Annotated in this window: 16 protein-coding genes; 4 read left to right on the top strand and 12 right to left on the bottom strand. The window is 66.4% G+C overall.

The window, feature by feature from the left end; genetic code table 11:
* Positions 1–158: 158 nt before the first annotated feature.
* Positions 159–752: a YbhB/YbcL family Raf kinase inhibitor-like protein gene (locus GQ57_RS36390; protein ID WP_031396959.1), complete on the bottom strand. Its 594-nt coding sequence runs from the start codon at positions 750–752 to the stop codon at positions 159–161.
* Between the two features lie 241 nt (positions 753–993).
* Positions 994–1,680, bottom strand: coding sequence for an orotate phosphoribosyltransferase (locus GQ57_RS36385; RefSeq protein ID WP_006482887.1), 687 nt, complete (start codon positions 1,678–1,680; stop codon positions 994–996).
* Between the two features lie 459 nt (positions 1,681–2,139).
* On the opposite strand from GQ57_RS36385, the gene GQ57_RS36380 reads away from it, so the two are divergent.
* Positions 2,140–4,410 (top strand): NADP-dependent malic enzyme, encoded by a 2,271-nt coding sequence (locus tag GQ57_RS36380; protein WP_031396958.1) that lies wholly within the window; start codon positions 2,140–2,142, stop codon positions 4,408–4,410.
* A gap of 140 nt (positions 4,411–4,550) precedes the next feature.
* Here GQ57_RS36380 and GQ57_RS36375 read toward each other — a convergent pair whose 3' ends face one another.
* Positions 4,551–8,141 carry an indolepyruvate ferredoxin oxidoreductase family protein gene (locus GQ57_RS36375; RefSeq protein ID WP_034200438.1) on the bottom strand — a complete coding sequence of 1,197 codons (3,591 nt, stop codon included), beginning with the start codon at positions 8,139–8,141 and terminating at the stop codon, positions 4,551–4,553.
* A gap of 329 nt (positions 8,142–8,470) precedes the next feature.
* Between GQ57_RS36375 and GQ57_RS36370 the strand changes: the two genes are divergently transcribed.
* Positions 8,471–8,665, top strand: a complete 195-nt coding sequence (locus tag GQ57_RS36370; protein ID WP_034200437.1) for a hypothetical protein — start codon at positions 8,471–8,473, stop codon at positions 8,663–8,665.
* A gap of 143 nt (positions 8,666–8,808) precedes the next feature.
* Here GQ57_RS36370 and hppD read toward each other — a convergent pair whose 3' ends face one another.
* Positions 8,809–9,906, bottom strand: coding sequence for a 4-hydroxyphenylpyruvate dioxygenase (gene hppD / locus GQ57_RS36365; RefSeq protein WP_031396955.1), 1,098 nt, complete (start codon positions 9,904–9,906; stop codon positions 8,809–8,811).
* Positions 9,907–10,116: 210 nt separating this feature from the next.
* Here hppD and GQ57_RS36360 point away from each other — a divergent pair, with 210 nt between their 5' ends.
* Positions 10,117–10,641 carry an Lrp/AsnC family transcriptional regulator gene (locus GQ57_RS36360; RefSeq protein WP_034200436.1) on the top strand — a complete coding sequence of 175 codons (525 nt, stop codon included), beginning with the start codon at positions 10,117–10,119 and terminating at the stop codon, positions 10,639–10,641.
* Positions 10,642–10,697: 56 nt separating this feature from the next.
* Here GQ57_RS36360 and GQ57_RS36355 read toward each other — a convergent pair whose 3' ends face one another.
* The 8 genes from GQ57_RS36355 to paaA form a co-directional block, all read right to left on the bottom strand.
* A complete protein-coding gene (locus GQ57_RS36355; protein ID WP_031396953.1) occupies positions 10,698–11,345 on the bottom strand; it encodes a GNAT family N-acetyltransferase in 648 nt (215 codons plus the stop codon).
* A 244-nt stretch (positions 11,346–11,589) separates the two neighbouring features.
* Positions 11,590–12,195, bottom strand: coding sequence for a TetR/AcrR family transcriptional regulator (locus tag GQ57_RS36350; RefSeq protein ID WP_031396952.1), 606 nt, complete (start codon positions 12,193–12,195; stop codon positions 11,590–11,592).
* A gap of 16 nt (positions 12,196–12,211) precedes the next feature.
* Entirely contained in the window at positions 12,212–13,036 is an 825-nt protein-coding gene (locus tag GQ57_RS36345) for a DUF1835 domain-containing protein (protein ID WP_031396951.1), read from the bottom strand.
* Between the two features lie 128 nt (positions 13,037–13,164).
* Positions 13,165–14,253 carry a 1,2-phenylacetyl-CoA epoxidase subunit PaaE gene (gene paaE, locus GQ57_RS36340; protein WP_031396950.1) on the bottom strand — a complete coding sequence of 363 codons (1,089 nt, stop codon included), beginning with the start codon at positions 14,251–14,253 and terminating at the stop codon, positions 13,165–13,167.
* A 1-nt stretch (position 14,254) separates the two neighbouring features.
* Positions 14,255–14,809: a 1,2-phenylacetyl-CoA epoxidase subunit PaaD gene (gene paaD / locus GQ57_RS36335; RefSeq protein ID WP_031396949.1), complete on the bottom strand. Its 555-nt coding sequence runs from the start codon at positions 14,807–14,809 to the stop codon at positions 14,255–14,257.
* 23 nt (positions 14,810–14,832) lie between these two features.
* On the bottom strand, positions 14,833–15,636 hold the full coding sequence (gene paaC, locus GQ57_RS36330; RefSeq protein ID WP_031396948.1) for a 1,2-phenylacetyl-CoA epoxidase subunit PaaC: 804 nt from the start codon (positions 15,634–15,636) through the stop codon (positions 14,833–14,835).
* Positions 15,637–15,646: 10 nt separating this feature from the next.
* Positions 15,647–15,931: a 1,2-phenylacetyl-CoA epoxidase subunit PaaB gene (gene paaB / locus GQ57_RS36325; RefSeq protein WP_031396947.1), complete on the bottom strand. Its 285-nt coding sequence runs from the start codon at positions 15,929–15,931 to the stop codon at positions 15,647–15,649.
* A 37-nt stretch (positions 15,932–15,968) separates the two neighbouring features.
* Positions 15,969–16,967, bottom strand: coding sequence for a 1,2-phenylacetyl-CoA epoxidase subunit PaaA (paaA, locus tag GQ57_RS36320; RefSeq protein ID WP_031396946.1), 999 nt, complete (start codon positions 16,965–16,967; stop codon positions 15,969–15,971).
* Positions 16,968–17,166: 199 nt separating this feature from the next.
* Between paaA and GQ57_RS36315 the strand changes: the two genes are divergently transcribed.
* Entirely contained in the window at positions 17,167–18,432 is a 1,266-nt protein-coding gene (locus GQ57_RS36315) for an SGNH/GDSL hydrolase family protein (protein ID WP_034200435.1), read from the top strand.
* The last annotated feature ends 227 nt before the right edge of the window (positions 18,433–18,659 follow it).

Here is an 18,659-nt window from a genome sequence, read left to right as displayed (position 1 = left end):
CACCAGCACCAGCACCAGCACCAGCACCAGCACCAGCACCAGCACCAGCACCAGCACCAGCACCAGCACCAGCACCAGCAACCCGCAACCCGCAACCCGCAACCCGCAACCCGCAACCCGCAACCCGCAACCCGGCCAGCCGGCCAGCCGGCCGCCGGCTACTGCCCGTAGCTGACCGTAAACTGCGCGTTGCCGATCGCCTGCGTGCCGATTTCGTGCTCGAACATCGGCGCGGGGCGGCCCTGCGCGACGCGCAGGTCGTCGCCCTTCAGCGCGTAGACGGTGATCACGTAGCGGTGCGGCTTGCCGGGCGGCGGGCACGGGCCGCCGTAGCCGTCGATGCCGAAATCGTTGCGCGCCTCGCTCGCGCCAATGCGCCGCAGGAAGCCGGACGCGCTCGCGTCGGCGGGCAGGCTCGTGACGGTGGCCGGGATGCCCGCCACGGCCCAGTGCCACCAGCCGTGACCGGGTGCGTCGGGATCGAAGATCGTGACCGCATAGCCGCGCGTGCCGGGCGGCGGGTTGTGCCAGGAGAGTTGCGGAGAGTGATTGCCGCCCTTGCAGTCGCCGCGATCGAACACGTTCGCGGCGCGCACGCGCCCGCCGGGCGTCAGGTCGTCGCTCGACACGGTGAACGCGCCTTGCGCATGCGCGGGCAGTGCGACGAGGGCGGCAGCGTACAGGAGGGCGGCGAGGAACGGAGTCGGGCGACCCGATGGCGCTGGCGGAGTGATCCGGCGATCCACACGCATATGGCGCTTCTCCCGTCACGTGGGCCGGGCTGATACTCCCGGCGTTGTTGGCATGGTGTGTTGCCCGCGCAGCTGATGGCGGCGATGGATCAAGTCTAGCATTAGGGTTCGATGAGCGACGCACGCCGCTGCCCGCGATCCCGGCTGTTTCCTGCGCGAATCGGTGGCGCGAAAAAAAACCGCCCGCGGGGTGGCGGGCGGTTCGATCGGCCTGGATGCCGGCCAGCGGGCCGGCACGGCGTCATTCCTTGGGGGCCGTCGCGCCGCCGTGCGCCGCCGACCACTCGGCCGGTGCGTGCAGGAATTTCTCGACTTCGTCGAGCGTCTTCGTCTCGAAGTAGCCCGACGCCTTGGCGACGCGCAGCACGTCCCACCACGTGGCGAGTGCGTGTAGGTCGACGTCGATGTCCTTCAGGACCGAGACGCTTTCCTTGAAGATGTTGTAGTGGAACAGCACGAAGCAGTGGTTCACCGTCGCGCCGGCGGTGCGCAGCGCGTTGACGAAGTTGATCTTGCTGCGGCTGTCGGTCGTCAGGTCTTCCACCAGCAGCACGCGCGAGCCTTCTTCCAGATGGCCTTCGATCTGCGCGTTGCGGCCGAAACCCTTCGGCTTCTTGCGCACGTACTGCATCGGCACCATCATCCGGTCCGCGATCCAGGCCGCGAACGGGATGCCGGCCGTCTCGCCGCCCGCCACCGCGTCGATCTGCTCGAAGCCGATGTCGCGCGTGATCGTCGTTTCCGCCATTTCCATCAGCGCACGGCGCACGCGCGGATACGAAATCAGCTTGCGGCAGTCGATATAGACGGGGCTTGCCCAGCCGGACGTGAAGATGAACGGTTTTTCTGCATTGAAGTGCACTGCCTGCACTTCGAGCAGGATTTTGGCGGTCGTATCCGAGATCGACTGACGATCGTAGCCTGTCATGGGCATTCCTTGGGTGATGAGCGAAGAGCGGGCGCGGGCCCGGTGGCGCAGCAAGGGGAACCTGCCCTGGGGGCCGGGGCGCGATCGGAGGGCCAATCGCATCGCTGCGCGCGTAGCCCGCTATTTTACCCGATTCAGGCCGGTTTTCGGCGGAATTCGCGCGGGTTCGCCGCGCGGCTCGCCACCGGCGAAACAACCGGGGCTGGATCGCTCGCGCGCTGATGCAGAGGATGCGGCGCTGCACCAACGGAGGTCATTTAGGGGGTGTACACTAGGCGACCCTTAGAAATCGTTCAGTACTTTGTACTTTCCTCTTGCCACCCGCCAAGGTTCGATGGCGTGCCGATCCGGCGCGTCGCGTGCCGTCTCGCAGTCGATCATCCCCTCGATTCAGGCAGACGCGGCCCAAGGTGCTGTGTACTGAACGTCAATATTTCGCATGTCTCTCGCAGGTCAATCATGGACGAACAACTGAAGCAGGCCGCACTCGCTTATCACCAGAACCCGAAACCCGGCAAGATTTCGGTCACCCCGACCAAGCCGCTGTCGAACCAGCTCGATCTGTCGCTCGCGTATTCGCCGGGCGTCGCCGCTGCGTGCGAAGCGATTCACGCCGATCCGCTCGACGCGCAGAAGTACACGTCGCGCGGCAACCTCGTCGGCGTGATCACGAACGGCACGGCCGTGCTCGGCCTCGGCAACATCGGCCCGCTCGCCGCGAAGCCGGTGATGGAAGGCAAGGGCTGCCTCTTCAAGAAATTCGCGGGCATCGACGTGTTCGACATCGAACTGTCGGAGTCCGACCCCGACAAGCTCGTCGAGGCGATCGCGATGCTCGAGCCGACGCTCGGCGGCATCAACCTCGAGGACATCAAGGCGCCGGAGTGCTTCTACATCGAGCAGAAGCTGCGCGAGCGCATGAAGATCCCCGTCTTCCACGATGACCAGCACGGCACCGCGATCATCGCGTCGGCCGCGATCCTGAACGGCCTGAAGGTCGTGGGCAAGAAGCTGTCCGAAGTGAAGCTCGTGTGCTCGGGCGCCGGCGCCGCGGCCATCGCGTGTCTGGACCTGCTGGTGAATCTCGGCCTGACCAAGTCGAACATCCTCGTCGCCGATTCGAAGGGCGTGATCTACGAAGGGCGCGGCAATCTCGATCCGTCGAAGCAGCGCTACGCGGCGACCACCGACGCGCGCACGCTCGCCGACGCGATCGTCGGTGCGGACGTGTTCCTCGGCTGCTCGAGCGCGGGCGTGCTGAAGCAGGACATGGTCAAGACGATGGGCGACCGGCCGCTGATCCTGGCGCTCGCGAACCCGGAGCCGGAAATCCGCCCCGAGGACGCGAAGGCCGTGCGCCCGGACGCGATCGTCGCGACCGGCCGTTCGGACTACCCGAACCAGGTCAACAACGTGCTGTGCTTCCCGTTCATCTTCCGCGGCGCGCTCGACGTCGGCGCGACGACGATCACCGAAGAGATGAAGCTCGCCTGCGTGCGCGCGATCGCCGAGCTGGCCGAGGAAACCGACCAGAGCGAGGAAGTCGCGAAGGCGTATGAAGGTCACTCGCTCGAATTCGGGCCGGACTACCTGATCCCGAAGCCGTTCGACCCGCGCCTGATCATCAAGATCGCGCCGGCCGTCGCGCAGGCCGCGATGGATTCGGGCGTCGCCACGCGTCCGATCCAGGACATGGATGCATACCGCGAGCAACTCGGCGCGACCGTCTACCGCACCGGCATGGTGATGCGCCCGGTGTTCGCCACCGCGAAGAAGCAGCAGGCGCGCATCGTGTTCGCCGAAGGTGAAGACGAGCGCGTGCTGCGCGCCGCGCAGTTCGTGCTGCAGGAAAAGATCGCGAAGCCGATCATCGTCGGCCGTCCGTCGGTCGTCGACATGCGTCTGCAGAAGATCGGCTCGAAGCTGAAGGCCGGCACCGATTTCGAAATCGTCGATCCGGAAGATGACGCGCGCTACCACCGCTACTGGCAGGCGTATCAGGAGATCGGTGCGCGCGACGGCGTGACGCCGGAAGTCGCGAAGGCCGCGCTGCGCAAGTTCAACACGCTGATCGGCGCGATGCTCGTGCACCTGGGCGACGCGGACGGGATGATCTGCGGGATGATCGACACGTTCCACAGCCACCTGAAGTTCATCGAGCAGGTGCTGGGCCGGGCGAAGGGCGCCGAGCACTTCGCGGCGATGAACCTGCTGATGCTGCCGGGCCGCAACCTGTTTGTGTGCGACACGTACGTGAACGAGCTGCCGAGCGCCGAACAGCTCGCCGACATGACGATCCAGGCGGCAGCCGAGATCGAGCGCTTCGGCATCGCGCCGAAGGCCGCGCTGCTGTCGAACTCGAACTTCGGCAGCGCGCCGTCGGCGTCGTCGCGCCGGATGGCCGAGGCCCGCAAGCTGATCGTCGAACGCGCGCCGAACCTGGAAGTCGACGGGGAAATGCACGGCGACGCGGCGCTGTCGGAAGTGATCCGCAAGCAGGCGTTCCCGGGCACGACGCTGTCGGGCGAAGCGAACCTGCTGATCATGCCGAACGTCGAAGCGGCGAACATCGCGTACAACCTGCTGAAGATGGTCGGCGGCGAAGGCGTGACGGTCGGCCCGTTCCTGCTCGGCGCCGCGAAGCCGGTCCACATCCTGACGCCGGCCGCGACCGTGCGCCGGATCATCAACATGACGGCCGTTGCCGCCGCGAACGTGAACACGAAGTAAGTTCACGCCCGCGTGTGCCGCGCCTCGGGCGCGGCGCAATGAAAAACGCCACGGAGCTTGCGTTCCGTGGCGTTTTTTTATCGTGAATCGAGCCGGCGACGCGGGCGGGCCTCCGAACCGCGAGCGCCCGCCGCGCGTCGTTACGCGACCTGCTGGTGCGACTGGCCGCCCGTCGGCGAACGCCACTTCGCGAGCAGCGTGTCCCACTTCTGACGTACCGCGCGCAGGTTGTTCTCCTTCACGTGGCCATAGCCGCGAATGCCGTCGGGCAGCGCCGCGAGCTCGAGCGCCAGCGGGCGGTTGGCCGCGTTCAGCTTCGCCGTCACCTCGCCGATCAGCGCTTCGTACTCGCCGATCAGCGCGCGTTCGGTGCGGCGCTCCTCGGTGCGGCCGAACGGGTCGAGCCCGGTGCCGCGCAGGAACTTCGCTTTCGCGAGCAGCCGGAACGCCGGCATCATCCACGGGCCGTACGCCTTCTTCACGAGATGGCCATGGGCGTCCTTCTTCGCGAACAGCGGCGGTGCGAGGTGGAACTTCAGCTTCCAGTCGCCTTCGAACTGCGCGGACAGACGTGCGACGAACGCGGGGTCGGACTGCAGCCGCGCGACTTCGTATTCGTCCTTGTATGCCATCAGCTTGAACAGGTTGCGCGCGACCGCTTCGGTCAGTTGCTCCTGCACTGTGTCGCCGTCCGCCAGCGCGCGCTCGGCCGCGCGCACCTTGTCGACGAACGCCGCATAGCGCGCGGCGTACGCGGCATTCTGGTACGCGGTGAGGAATTCCACGCGCTTCGCGATCAGCGCGTCGACCGCCTTTTTCGTGTGCAGCGCGATCACCGTGGCGCCCTGCGCGGGGCGTGCATCGCCGGCAGCGGCCTGCTTCACGCTCGCCAGGTCGTACGCGGCGCGGCGGCCCCAGTCGAAGGCCGCGCGGTTCTTCTCGACCGACACCGCGTTCAGCTCGATCGCGCGTTCGAGCGAGGCGAGCGTGAGCGGCAGCCAGCCTTTCTGCCACGCATAGCCGAGCACGAACGGGTTCGTGTAGATCGCGTCGCCGAGCAGCGCGACCGCGAAGCGGTTCGCGTCGATGAAGTCGACTGCATCGCCCGCCGCCGCGCGGATGTCGTTCTCGGCGGACAGGCCCGGGAACGCCCAGTTCGGATTCTTGATGAAATCGGCGGTCGGCGTCTGCGCGCTGTTGACGACCACGCGCGTCGTGTCGTGCCGCATCCGCGACGTGCACTCGTCGCCGGCCGTCACGATCGCGTCGCAGCCGATCACGAGGTCGGCTTCGCCCATCGCGATCCGCGTCGCGTGGATGTCGGTCGGCGCGTGCGAGATCTGCACATGGCTCATCACGGCGCCGCCCTTCTGCGCGAGGCCCGTGACGTCGAGCACGGTCACGCCCTTGTTCTCGAGGTGCGCGGCCATCCCGAGCAGTGCGCCGATCGTGACGACGCCCGTGCCGCCGACGCCCGTGACGAGCACGCCGTACGCGCGGTCGATGTCCGGCAGCGTCGGCTCCGGAATCGGCGGCAGCGCGTTGCCGTCGACCGCTACGGCCTTCGGCTTCTTCAACTGGCCGCCCTCGACCGTCACGAAGCTCGGGCAGAAGCCCTTCACGCACGAAAAGTCCTTGTTGCAGGTCGACTGGTTGATCTGGCGCTTCGTGCCGAACTCGGTTTCCAGCGGCTCCACCGACAGGCAGTTCGACTGCACCGAGCAGTCGCCGCAGCCTTCGCATACCGCGTCGTTGATCACGACGCGCTTCGCCGGGTCCGGATACGTGCCGCGTTTGCGGCGGCGACGCTTCTCGGTCGCGCAGGTCTGGTCGTAGATCAGGATCGTCGTGCCCTCGATCTCGCGCAGCTCGCGCTGCACGTCGTCGAGCCGGTCGCGGTGATGGATCGTCACGCCCGGTGCGAGCAGCGCCTTCTGGCTGTCGTACTTCTCCGGTTCGTCGGTGACGATCACGATCTTCTTCGCGCCTTCGGACGCAAGCTGATGCGTGATCTGCGGCACCGTCAGCACGCCGTCGACGGGCTGGCCGCCCGTCATCGCCACGGCGTCGTTGTAGAGGATCTTGTAGGTGATGTTCGCCTTCGACGAGATCGCCGCGCGCACGGCCAGCAGGCCCGAGTGGAAATAGGTGCCGTCGCCGAGGTTCGCGAACACGTGCTTCTCGTCCGTGAACGGCGCCTGGCCGATCCACGGCACGCCTTCGCCGCCCATCTGGCTGAAGGTGCTCGTGCTGCGGTCCATCCACACGGTCATGTAGTGGCAGCCGATGCCGGCGATCGCGCGCGAGCCTTCCGGCACGTTGGTCGACGTGTTGTGCGGGCAGCCCGAGCAGAACCACGGCTTGCGCTCGGCCTGCACGTGCGGCTTCGCGAGCGCCATCTCCTTCGCGTTGATCACCGCGAGCCGCGCGGCAATGCGCGCGCGCACGTCGGACGGCAGCTCGAACTTCTCGAGGCGTGTCGCGATCGCCTTCGCGATGATCGCGGGGGACAGCTCGTAGTGCGCGGGCAGCAGCCAGTTGCCCATCGGCACCGACCATTCGCCGCCGGCGCCGTCCTTCTCGTCGAACTTGCCGAACACGCGCGGGCGTTGCCCGTCAGGCCAGTTGTACAGCTCCTCCTTGATTGCGTATTCGAGGATCTGGCGCTTTTCCTCGACGACGAGGATTTCGTCGAGGCCGCGCGCGAATGCCTGCGCACCCTGCGCCTCGAGCGGCCACACGCAGCCGACCTTGTAGAGCCGGATGCCGATCCGCGCGCAGGTGTCGTCGTCGAGGCCGAGGTCGGTCAGCGCCTGGCGCACGTCGAGGTACGCCTTGCCGCCGGTCATGATCCCGAAGCGCGCGTTCGGCGAATCGATCTCGATCCGGTCGAGCTTGTTCGCGCGCACATAGGCGAGCGCCGCGTACCACTTGTAGTCGAGCAGCCGCGCTTCCTGCACGAGCGGCGGATCGGGCCAGCGGATGTTCAGCCCGCCGTCCGGCAGGATGAAGTCGGTCGGCAGCACGATTTCGGTGCGATGCGGGTCGATGTCGACCGATGCCGACGATTCGACGACGTCCGTCACGCACTTGAGCGCGACCCACAGGCCCGAGTAGCGGCTCATCGCCCAGCCGTGCAGGCCGAAATCGAGATATTCCTGCACGTTGGACGGGAACAGCACGGGCAGCCCGCACGCCTTGAAGATGTGCTCCGACTGGTGCGCGAGCGTCGACGATTTCGCCGCGTGATCGTCGCCGGCGAGCACCAGCACGCCGCCGTGCTGCGACGAGCCGGCCGAGTTCGCGTGCTTGAAGACGTCGCCCGTTCGGTCGACCCCCGGGCCCTTGCCGTACCACATGCCGAACACGCCGTCGTATTTCGCGCCGGGGTACAGGTTCACCTGCTGCGAACCCCACACGGCGGTGGCGGCGAGATCTTCGTTGAGGCCGGGTTGAAAGACGATCTGATGGGCGGCCAGATGCTGCTTGGCCTTCCACAGCGAAAGGTCGAGGCCGCCGAGCGGCGAGCCGCGATAGCCGGAGATGAAGCCGGCCGTATTGAGACCGGCTGCGCGGTCGCGTTCCTGCTGGAGCATCGGCAGGCGCACGAGGGCCTGGATGCCGCTCATGTACGCGCGACCGCGCTCCAGCGTGTATTTGTCATCAAGCGTGACGGACTTTAGCGCGGCTTCCAGCGACGCGCGTTGGCCTGCGTCTAGCGGGGCATTCATTAACTGTCTCCTCCACCCAGTTTGGGATCACCAAAACTCGACTGCTTCGGGCGTCTTGTGAACGTGTCCGCAGTGGCCGGCATATTGGCCGGTTTTGGATGATGGTAGCACTGGGGCAAACCCGCCGCCCGTCGAATGGCTTGCGGGCCGGCGTGTCGCGGCACGTCGGAAAAAGGGAGGAATCATGCGTTACATCATGTAAAAGCATGTAAGGCATGCGCGCTTCATGCGCAAAAGCCGTTAATCTTGTCGGCCTGCCGGAGGTGCCCGGGTGCGTTGGCTGGTTTCGACGCAAACGGGGAGGCGCCGGCGGTTTTACAGGAGGTGCAATGAATACACGTCATATCCAGAGTTTCCTGATCGTGTCCGCCGCGTTTTTCGCGATGACCGGCCCGGTCCACGCGCAAGGCGCGCGCACACTGGCGGCAGGCGGCGCGCAGATGCGCGAGATCGCGCCGGCGCGGGATGGCGTCGCGCAGCAGTCGGCGGCTCAGGCCGTCGAGTCGCAGGCGAACGCGCGTTGATCCGGCGTTGATCCGGTCGCGCGGCCCTCGGGCTGAGCCGGAATGCAAGAAGGGCGGGAATCCCGGGATTCCCGCCCTTTTTCTTTGCCCCGCCGGACCGCGCGGCCGGCCGGGTTGCCCCGGGCAGCCGTGCGCCGAACGCGTCAGGCCTTGTCCTGCACGACGCCGCGGCGGATCTGGTCGAGTTCGATCGATTCGAACAGCGCCTTGAAATTGCCCTCGCCGAAGCCCTGGTTGCCCTTGCGCTGGATGATCTCGAAGAAGATCGGCCCGATCTGGTTTTCGGTGAAGATCTGCAGCAGCAGGTCGTCGCGAGCGCCGTCGATCAGGATCTTGCGCTTCTTCAGCTCGTCCAGCGATTCGCCGTGATTCGGCACGCGACGGTCGACCATCTCGTAATACGTGTCGATCGTGTCGAGCAGCTTCACTTCCTTGCTGCGCAGGCCGTCGACCGCGCGGTAGATGTCGGTGGCGCCGAGCGCGATGTGCTGGATGCCTTCGCCGCGATATGCATCGAGGTATTCCTGGATCTGGCCGGCCGTATCCGAGCCTTCCTCGTTGATCGGAATGCGGATCTTGCCGCACGGCGACGTCATCGCCTTCGACTTCACGCCCGTCACCTTGCCTTCGATGTCGAAGTAGCGCACTTCGCGGAAGTTGAACAGCCGTTCGTAGAACTCGGCCCATTCCTGCATGCGGCCGCGATGCACGTTGTGCGTCAGGTGGTCGATGTAGGTGAGGCCGTGGCCGACCGGATTCGCGTCCGCGCCGGCGATCGGTTCGAAGTCGACGTCATAGATGCTGATGTTGCCGATCGAGCCCGGTTGCGCGCCGTTCTTGCCGCGCCAGCGGTCGACGAAGTAGATCAGCGAATCGCCGATGCCCTTGATCGCCGGGATGTTCAGCTCCATCGGGCCGGTCTTGTTGTCGAAGCCCCATGCGCCGAGTTCCAGCGCGCGCTTGTAGGCCTTCGCGGCGTCCTGCACGCGGAACGCGATCGCGCAGATCGACGGGCCGTGCAGGCGCGCGAAGCGTTGCGCGAACGAATCGGGTTCGGCGTTGATGATGAAGTTGATGTCGCCCTGGCGGTACACCGTCACGTCCTTGTGGCGGTGGCGCGCGATCGCGGTGAAACCCATCCGTTCGAACAGTTGTCCGAGCGCTTTCGGGTCCGGTGCCGTGTATTCGATGAATTCGAAGCCGTCGGTGCCGACGGGGTTGTCCCAGTTCGGGATCTGCATGGCGTGTCTCCAGTGGGGGCGATCGGCCGGGGCGACGTGCGCGTCCGGCCTGATTCGATGTCGAACGTGGCGCTCGCGGCGGCGTGCGCGACGAAGCGGTACGTGCGACAGAGTGTAGCGGGCAGTCGCGAGCGGAAACTTGCGAACTTAATCGCTCGCCCCTACGATGGCGCAATTTCCAGTCTCTAATTGATCAATGGAGGGCAGAAGATGGCGCAAGCCGAATTGGATGCCATCGACCGGCGGATTCTCGCGATTCTTCAGGAGAACGGGCGCCTGTCGAACCAGGAGATCGCCGAGCGCGTGAACCTGTCGCCGAGCCCGTGCCTGCGCCGTATCCGGCGGCTGGAGGAGGTCGGCGTGATAACCGGCTATGTCGCGCTGCTGAATCCGCAGAAGCTCGGGCTCGACCTGCTCGCGTACGTGAGCGTGCGGCTCGAGAAGCGCGGCGGCCTTGCTCCGGTGCGGGCTGACGAAACGTCGGCGCGCGCGGGCGCGACCCATGCGGAGCTGTTTCGCGCGGCCGTGCAGGCCTGGCCGGAGGTGGTCGCGTGCCACGCGATGACGGGGGATATGGATTACCTGCTGCGCGTGCAGGTCGAGGACATGGCGCATTTCTCCCGCTTCGTGCAGGAGCATCTGCTGCATCACCCGTCGGTGATCGACGTGAAGACGAGCTTTTCGCTCGAGTGCTTCAAGGAAACGACTGCGCTGCCGATTCGTTCGGTGCGCTAGTGTGCGGCGGGGAAGGGGGCCGGGCGCGCCCGCGGGCGCGGCCCGGTCGGCCGATATTACGCCGTCAGTGCGGCGGGCATCAGCGATTCGATGAACTTCGTCGTGCGGCGCGCCTGGCGCTTCATCGCGTAGTCGAACACCGCGGCCTGTTCCTGCAGCATCTCGGCGATGATCGTCGAGTGGTCGGCCGGCTGCAGCGACAGGTAGGCATCGGCTTCGCCGTACGCGTACTCGATCCGCATCCCGGACTTCTTCGCGATGTGCATCATCGTCGCGTTCCGCGACAGGCAATGCATGTACAGCATCGTCACGTGCGTGTTGCGGCTGCGGATCGCCGCGCGCTCGAACAGCTTCGAGCCGACGCCGCGGCCGCGCGCGCTTTCGAGCACCGATACGCCGAATTCGGCCGTACGCTTGTCGCCCTCGGCCGGCAGGTAGGCCAGGTGGCCGACGCCGATCAGTTCGAGGTCGTGGTCGAACACGCCGAACACGGTGTCGCGACCGAAGTCGATCGTGCGGACATAGTTCTCGATCACGTGGTCGGGCACCACCTGGCCGAAACGCAGCAGGCGGTCGTCTTCGTCGAGCGACAGAAAATGGGTGAGCATCTGCTCACGGTCTTTGGAAGCCAGTTCCCTGACGAGAACCGGCGCACTACCGGCGGTGCCGACGACATCGGCAGGGCCGTTGAATTGCGTGTTCATCGTGGGTTCCTCAATGTGTGACCGTACAGCGGGTTGTGCAATGCAACAGCATTTTACCCGACCGTCGGTCGTCTGATTGGGGAAAACCCGTATTTAACGATGTTTAAGCTGGAGGATGAATTCTAAATTTGTTTAATTGATCGTCTATCTATTTGATTTTAAACAAACTTAAAATTCATCATATGAAATGCGGGGCGGGCGGTGGCAGTGTGCCCGTCGCGCAACGCATGCTGCTGCGCGTCAATCAGGCGGCCGACGACAGCCCGCGTTCGATCAGGTCGATCACCTGCTCGGCGAAGTCGCGGTAGCCGAGGCGGCCGCCCGGCTTCAGCCACGTGAAGGTCCAGTTGATCATCCCGAACACCATCATCGTCACGGCGGTCTGGTTGTCCTTGGAGATGCGATCCGGGTAGGCGCGCGCAAGCTGCCGCGTGAACGCCGCGACGATGTCGCGCTGACGGTCGAGCACGATTTCGCGCTGCGCGTCCTCGAGGTACTTCACATCGTTGAGCAGCGCGACGTGCCGGCTGTGCGAGGTCTCGTACTCGGCGAGGAACGCGCGCACGAGCTCTGCGAACGCGTCGCGCTCGCTGAGGCCGCGCCGCTGGCTCGCCCCTTCGACCTCGGCGATGATCAGCATCAGCCGTTTCGTGTAGCGGTCGAGCAGGTCGAACAGGATCGCTTCCTTGCTCTCGTAATAGTGATACAGGCGTGCCTTCGACGTGCCGCTCGCGGTCGCGAGATCGGACATCGACGTGCTCGGGTAGCTCGTCTGCGCGAATTTTCCGGCGGCCAGATCGAGGATCTGTTCGCGCTGGGATTCGTGGTCGGGCGCTCGGGTACGGGCCATGGTCGAATGCGGAAGATTAGCGGTGCAGGGTGGCCGCGGAGGCGGCGCGCACCTGCGTGGAGGAGAGGGCGTCGGGGGCGTCGTCCTGCAGCTCGAGCCGGCCGGCGGCCGCGAGTTCGCGGCAGCGCCACCAGGCGATCGAGTCGCTGACGAACAGCCCGCCGCGATCGGCGTCGGCCATGATGTTGCCGACGAGGCGCTGCGCGGGCAGCCAGTCGTGTTCCGCGCGCGCGACGATCAGCGCGTCGAGATCGGCGTAGTGGCCGCTCTTGATCGTGTTGCTGACCCAGTAGCGCAGCTCGGCGTTCAGGTGCTTTGCTTCCTGCCATTCGAGCGCGAGGCGGCCGATGCGCAGCACCGAGATCGGCGCGGCCACCGGGCGCTTGCGCGCCAGTTCCGCGGGCGAGAACATGCCGGTCGCGCACGCCTGGTCGGTGCGCGACAGCGACGCGCGCTGCGCCGCGTCGAGATCCGCGGCCGATAGCCGCACCTCGTTCAGGCGTTGCGGAACATTGCGCAGGTGATAGGCGACGCGGCGCAGCAGCAGCTTGTCGCCGACGCTCGGTGCGTGCCACACGACCACCTGGCCGGTATCCGTCGCGAGCTGGTCGAGGCGCGCGAACTCGCCTTCGATCTCCGCGTTCCAGTCGGGAATCTCTTCGCCGAACACGCGTTGCCAGAAGGCCGCGCGCGTGTCGGGCGTCTCGTCGGCGCCCCTGAGCGGCCCGACGCCGAGATCGTCGAGCAATCCGACGACGAGCTCGTCGCGTCCGGCTTGCGCGAGCGCCTCGCGCAGCGACGCGGCGGCGGAGCCGCCCTGAATCACATGAATGGTACTCATCGGCTTGTCTTCAACAAAAGAAAACCGCCGGCCGGCTGGACGTTGCGACGTCCAGCCGGCCGGCGGCCCCTAGTGTAAGCGAGATGTGTGACGGCGAGAAACCGTCCTGCGCCGCGACGAGACGTCGCTCAACGCTCGTCGAAACTCACGACGACCCTGTCGCTGACCGGATGGCACTGACACGTGAGCACGAAACCGTCCTTCACTTCGTGTTCCTCGAGCGTGTAGTTCTTCTCCATCCGCACTTCACCCTCGATCACCTTCGCGCGGCACGTGCAGCATACGCCGCCTTTGCACGCATACGGCAGGGCGAGGCCGGCGCGCAGGCCGATGTCGAGCAGGCTCACGCCTTCGTACGGCAGGCGCAGCTTGCGTTTCTTGCCGTCGAGCACGATTTCCAGGTCGGCGGCGGGCGTCTGGTCGGTGATTTCGACGACCGGCGCGCCGGCCTGCGGCAGCGGCGTGCCGAAGCGCTCGACATGTACCTTCGCCTGCGGCACGCCGGCCGCCTTCAGCGCGGCTTCGGCCGCGTCCATCATCGGCGCGGGGCCGCAGATGAACGCCTCGTCGATCGCGTCGCCCGGGGTCAGCGTGTCGAGGAATTCCGCGCACTTCGCCTGGTCGAGCACACCGTTGAACAGCTCGACGTCCTGCTGGTCGTCCGACAGCACGTGATAGAGGACGAAGCGGTTCATGTAGCGGTTCTTCAGGTCCTCCAGCTCCTCCGCGAACATGATCGCGTCGACGCTGCGGTTGCCGTAGATCAGCGTGAACGTGCTGCGCGGCTCGAGTTCGAGCGTCGTCTTCACGATCGCGAGCACCGGCGTGATGCCCGAGCCGCCGGAAAACGCGACGTACTGCTTGCCGTGATCGGCGTTCAGGTGCGTGAAGAAACGGCCGTCCGGCGTCATCACGTCGATCGTGTGGCCCGGCTCGAGCGTGTCGAACGCGAAGTTCGAGAAGCGGCCGCCGCGCACGCGCTTGATGCCGATGCGCAGTTCGCCGTCACGGTCGTAGTCCGTCGTGCCGACGCAGATCGAATACGAGCGGCGCGTTTCCTCGCCGTCGATGTGGGTCTTCAGCGTGACGAACTGGCCCTGCGTGAAGCGGTACGCGTCGCGCAGCTCGGGCGGCACGTCGAAGGAGACGGTCACGGCGTCGGCTGTCTCGGGCCGCACGTCGCGGATACGCAGCGGATGAAATTGCGGGGTCGCCATATCAGTAAGGTTTGAAGTAGTCGAAGGGTTCGCGGCAGTCGACGCAGCGATACAGCGCCTTGCAGGCCGTGGACGCGAATTGCGCGAGACGCTCGGTGCGGGAGGAGCCGCAGCGCGGGCACGCGGGCGCCGCGACGGGCCGCGGCACGAAGCGCACGACGTTTTCCCGCGGCGCCGCGCTGCCGCACTGGCCGACCGGCGGCGCGATGCCGTATGCGCGCAGCTTGTCGCGCGCTTCCTGCGTGATCCAGTCGGTCGTCCAGGCGGGCGCGAGCACCGTCTCGATCCGGTGCGGCGGAAGGTCGGCGGCCTGCAGCGCGGCGGCGATGTCCTCGGCGATCTGCGACATGGCCGGGCACCCCGAATAGGTCGGCGTGATCACGACTTCGAGCTGGCCGTCGTCCGCGCGGCGAACGTCGCGCAGGATGCCGAGTTCGCGGATCGACACGACAGGGATCTCCGGATCGGGTACGGCTTCGAGCACGTCCCATGCGCGGGCGAGCAGCGGATCGTCGCGATGTGCGGCATTGACGGGGGCGGCGTTCTGGACGGACATCGTCGGGCTCCGTGGCGTCGGGATTACCAGGTCGCGCCGGGGTGCTGGCGCGCGAGACTTTGCATTTCCGCGAGCAGGTAGCCCATGTGCTCCGAGTGTTCGCCCTGCTTGCCGGTCGTCACGTGCATCACGGGCGCCGGCAGCGTGAGCGTCGCCTCCGCGAGCGCGTCGGCCACGTCTGCGCGCCACGCCGCTTCGATCGCGGCCGGCGCGGGGGCGATGCCCGCGGCGGCGACTGCATCGTCGATCGCGTCGGCGGCGAAGAATTCGCGCGTGTAGGGCGTCAGGTAGTCGAGCGCGTCCTGCGCGCGACGGTGTGATTCGTCGGTGCCGTCGCCGAGGCGCACGAGCCACTCGCGGGCGTGCTGCACGTGATAGCGAGTTTCCTTCACCGATTTCGCGGCGATCGCGGCCAGCTGCGTGTCGGTCGACGTTTCGAGCGCGCTCCACACGTGCAGCATCAGCGCCGCATACAGGAAATTGCGCACGATCGTCACCGCGTAATCCTTGTCGGCGTGCGCGGTGCCGGAGACCGGGCCGTAGTGCGGCAGCTCGGCGAGCGTGAAGTTCGAGAACTCGCGTTCGGTGCGGAAGTACGCGTAGTCGTCCTCGGTCTTCTTCGCGCCGGTGAGCTGGCGGTCGAGCTCGGCCGCGTGCGTATACAGCATGCGCGCCTGGCCGATGAGATCGAGGCTCATGTTGGTGAGCGCGATGTCTTCCTCGAGGATCGGGCCGTGGCCGCACCATTCGGCATTGCGCTGACCGAGGATCAGCGTGTTGTCCGCGAGGCGCAGCACGTAGGAGAGGTGTTCGGGCGTGATCGTCATGGCGCGGGCGTTACATGTGGTTGACTTCGTCGGGCAGCGTGTAGAACGTCGGGTGACGGTAGATCTTGTCGCCCGCCGGTTCGAACAGCTCGGCCTTCTCGCCCGGATCGGACGCGGTGATCGCCGACGACGGCACCACCCAGATGCTCACGCCTTCCTGGCGGCGCGTATAAACGTCGCGCGCCATGCGCAGCGCCATCGATGCGTCGGCGGCGTGCAGGCTGCCGCAATGCTTGTGATCGAGGCCCTGCTTGCTGCGCACGAACACTTCCCAGATCGGCCATTCCTTGTTCATCACTTTCTCCTGAATCCTGAATTCGATGGTTTGCCGCTCAGGCGGCTTGCTGTTCGGCGCGTGCGCGGCGCTTCGCTTCGTGTGCGAGTGCGGCTTCGCGTACCCATGCGCCGTCCTCGTGCGCTTTCACGCGGGTCGCGAGGCGTTCCTTGTTGCACGGGCCGTCGCCATTGACCACGCGCCAGAATTCGTCCCAGTCGATCGTGCCGTAGTCGTGATGGCCGCGCGCCTCGTTCCACTTCAGGTCGGGGTCGGGGAGCGTCACGCCGAGCACCTTCGCCTGGTCGACCGTCGCGTCGACGAACTTCTGCCGCAGGTCGTCGTTCGAGATCCGCTTGATGCCCCATTTCGCGGACTGGCTGCTGTGGACCGAATCGGCGTCGCTCGGGCCGAACATCATCAACACCGGCCACCACCAGCGGTTCACGGCCTGCTGGACCATCGCGCGTTGCGCGTCGCTGCCCTTCATCATCGAGAGCAGCGCATCGAAGCCCTGGCGCTGATGGAACGATTCCTCCTTGCATACGCGGATCATCGCGCGCGCGTACGGGCCGTACGTGCAGCGGCACAGCGGGATCTGGTTCATGATCGCGGCGCCGTCGACGAGCCAGCCGATCACGCCGACGTCCGCCCAGGTCGGCGTCGGGTAGTTGAAGATGCTCGAGTATTTCGCCTTGCCGGCGTGCAGCGCGTCGATCAATGCTTCTCGCGATACGCCGAGCGTTTCGACCGCGCTGTAAAGATAGAGACCGTGGCCGGCTTCGTCCTGGACCTTCGCGAGCAGGATCGCCTTGCGCTTCAGGCTCGGCGCGCGCGAGATCCAGTTGCCTTCGGGCAGCATGCCGACGACTTCCGAGTGCGCGTGCTGCGAGATCTGGCGAACCAGCGTCTTGCGATAGGCATCGGGCATCCAGTCCTGCGGCTCGATCTTGCCGTCTGCGGCCATGACCGCATCGAACCGCGCCTGCTCGGGCGACTCGGCTGCGGCGTCGAGCGGCGCGACGTTGCCGGGGATGTCGAGGGATTGCGTGTACATGGCGAGGCTCTCGTCCGGTTGAATGTGTGCGAAGTATAAACCAACCGACCGGTCGGTTAATAAATTTCTTGCGGATTGGCGGCAAGACTCGGGTAAACGATGGATCCCGGGGGCAGATCGACTGGTGTCAGTGTGGTCTGCCGCATGGGTTCGTCGTCTTCTGCGGCACAATGCCCGCTTTCCGACGAGGATTTTGCCGATGTCATTCCGAAGCAGTTTCGCCGCGGCCGCGCTGGGTGCGGCCGTTTTCGTGTCGCCGCTCGCGACGTGGGCCGCGCCGGCCGGGTGGGTTGCGGCGTGGGCGACCGCGCTGCAGCCGATTCCCGACCTGGCTGCGCCGCCGCCGCTTTATCGCGCACCGGACGTCGCCGGGCGGACCGTGCGCCAGATCGTCTATCCGACGCTGTCGGGGCAGGCCGCGCGGATTCGCATCAGCAATGCCTACGGCCACGCGCCGTTGGTCGTCGAGGCCGCGAGCCTTGCACGTGCCGGCGAGGGCGCGGCACTCTCCGGCGGCGCGGCCGTACCGGTCCGGTTCGGCGGCAAGGCGTCGGTGACGCTGGCGCCAGGCCAGGAGCGTGAAAGCGATCCGGTGGCGATCGACGTGACGGCCGGCCGACCGTATGCGATCAGCCTCCAGATGGGGGCGAGCCAGCGGATGACGGTCTGGCACCGTGTGTCGAACCAGTTCAATTACGTATCGGCTCCGGGCGATCACGTGAGCGATCCGGGTGCAGCTGCGTTCCGTACGCGCTTTACCCAATATGCATGGGTGACCGAGCTGGCTGTCGAGGCCGGTTCCGCGCGCGCCAGCGTTGCCGCGATCGGCGATTCGATCACCGACGGGCTGCGCTCGAGCATGAACCAGAATCGCCGCTGGCCGGATGCGCTGGCGCGTCGGCTGACGCAGTCCGGCGTGGAGTCGATCGGCGTCGCGAATCTCGGTATCAGCGGAAACCGGCTGCTCAGCGATTCGGCGTGCTACGGCACGTCGCTGACGTCGCGATTCGAGCGCGATGCGCTGTCGCGTGCCGGCGTGAAGGCCGCGATCGTGCTGATCGGGATCAACGACATCAACTTTGCGGCGATGCCGCCGCGCGCGGGGCTCGATTGCGACCATCCGCATACGGCGGTCACGGCCGCGTCGCTGATCGACGGCTATCGCCGGCTGATCGCCGAGGCGCATCGCCAGGGCGTGAAGGTCTTTGGCGCGACGCTCACGCCGGCCGCGCTGCCGGCGGGGCGCGAGGCGATTCGGCTCGAGGTGAACCGGTGGATTCGGAGCGGTAACGAGTTCGACGGCGTGGTCGATTTCGATGCGGTGCTGCGCGATGCGTCGCGCCCGAGCGTGCTGCAGCGCCGATACGATAGCGGCGACGGCATTCATCCGAGCGATGCCGGCTACACGGCGATGGCTGGTGCGGTGCCGGTCGAGCAGCTGCAGGCCGCGGTGGTCGGCAAGTGATGCCGCTGTATATATAGCGAGTGATGATTGCCGGAAGCCCGGCGGTCGACGGAGGTAGCTGAACAGCCGAGCTCCGACCCGCCGTGCGCGGCAGCGCACGGCGGGTTTTCAAAATATTTTCACAAAGGGGCTTGCGCGGTTCGGGTCGGATGCCTACAATCACGCCTCTTTCGCGCTAACGGAAACACGGCGCGGAAGGGGAAGCGAAGCTGGTGGTGTGCTGCAGT

Origin of the sequence: Burkholderia sp. MSh2 (genome assembly GCF_000731655.1) — a bacterium.
In the GTDB taxonomy this organism is placed as follows: domain Bacteria; phylum Pseudomonadota; class Gammaproteobacteria; order Burkholderiales; family Burkholderiaceae; genus Burkholderia; species Burkholderia paludis.
The sequence above is the reverse complement of the archived record's forward strand: the minus strand, read 5'-3'. Positions and strand labels throughout refer to the sequence as shown.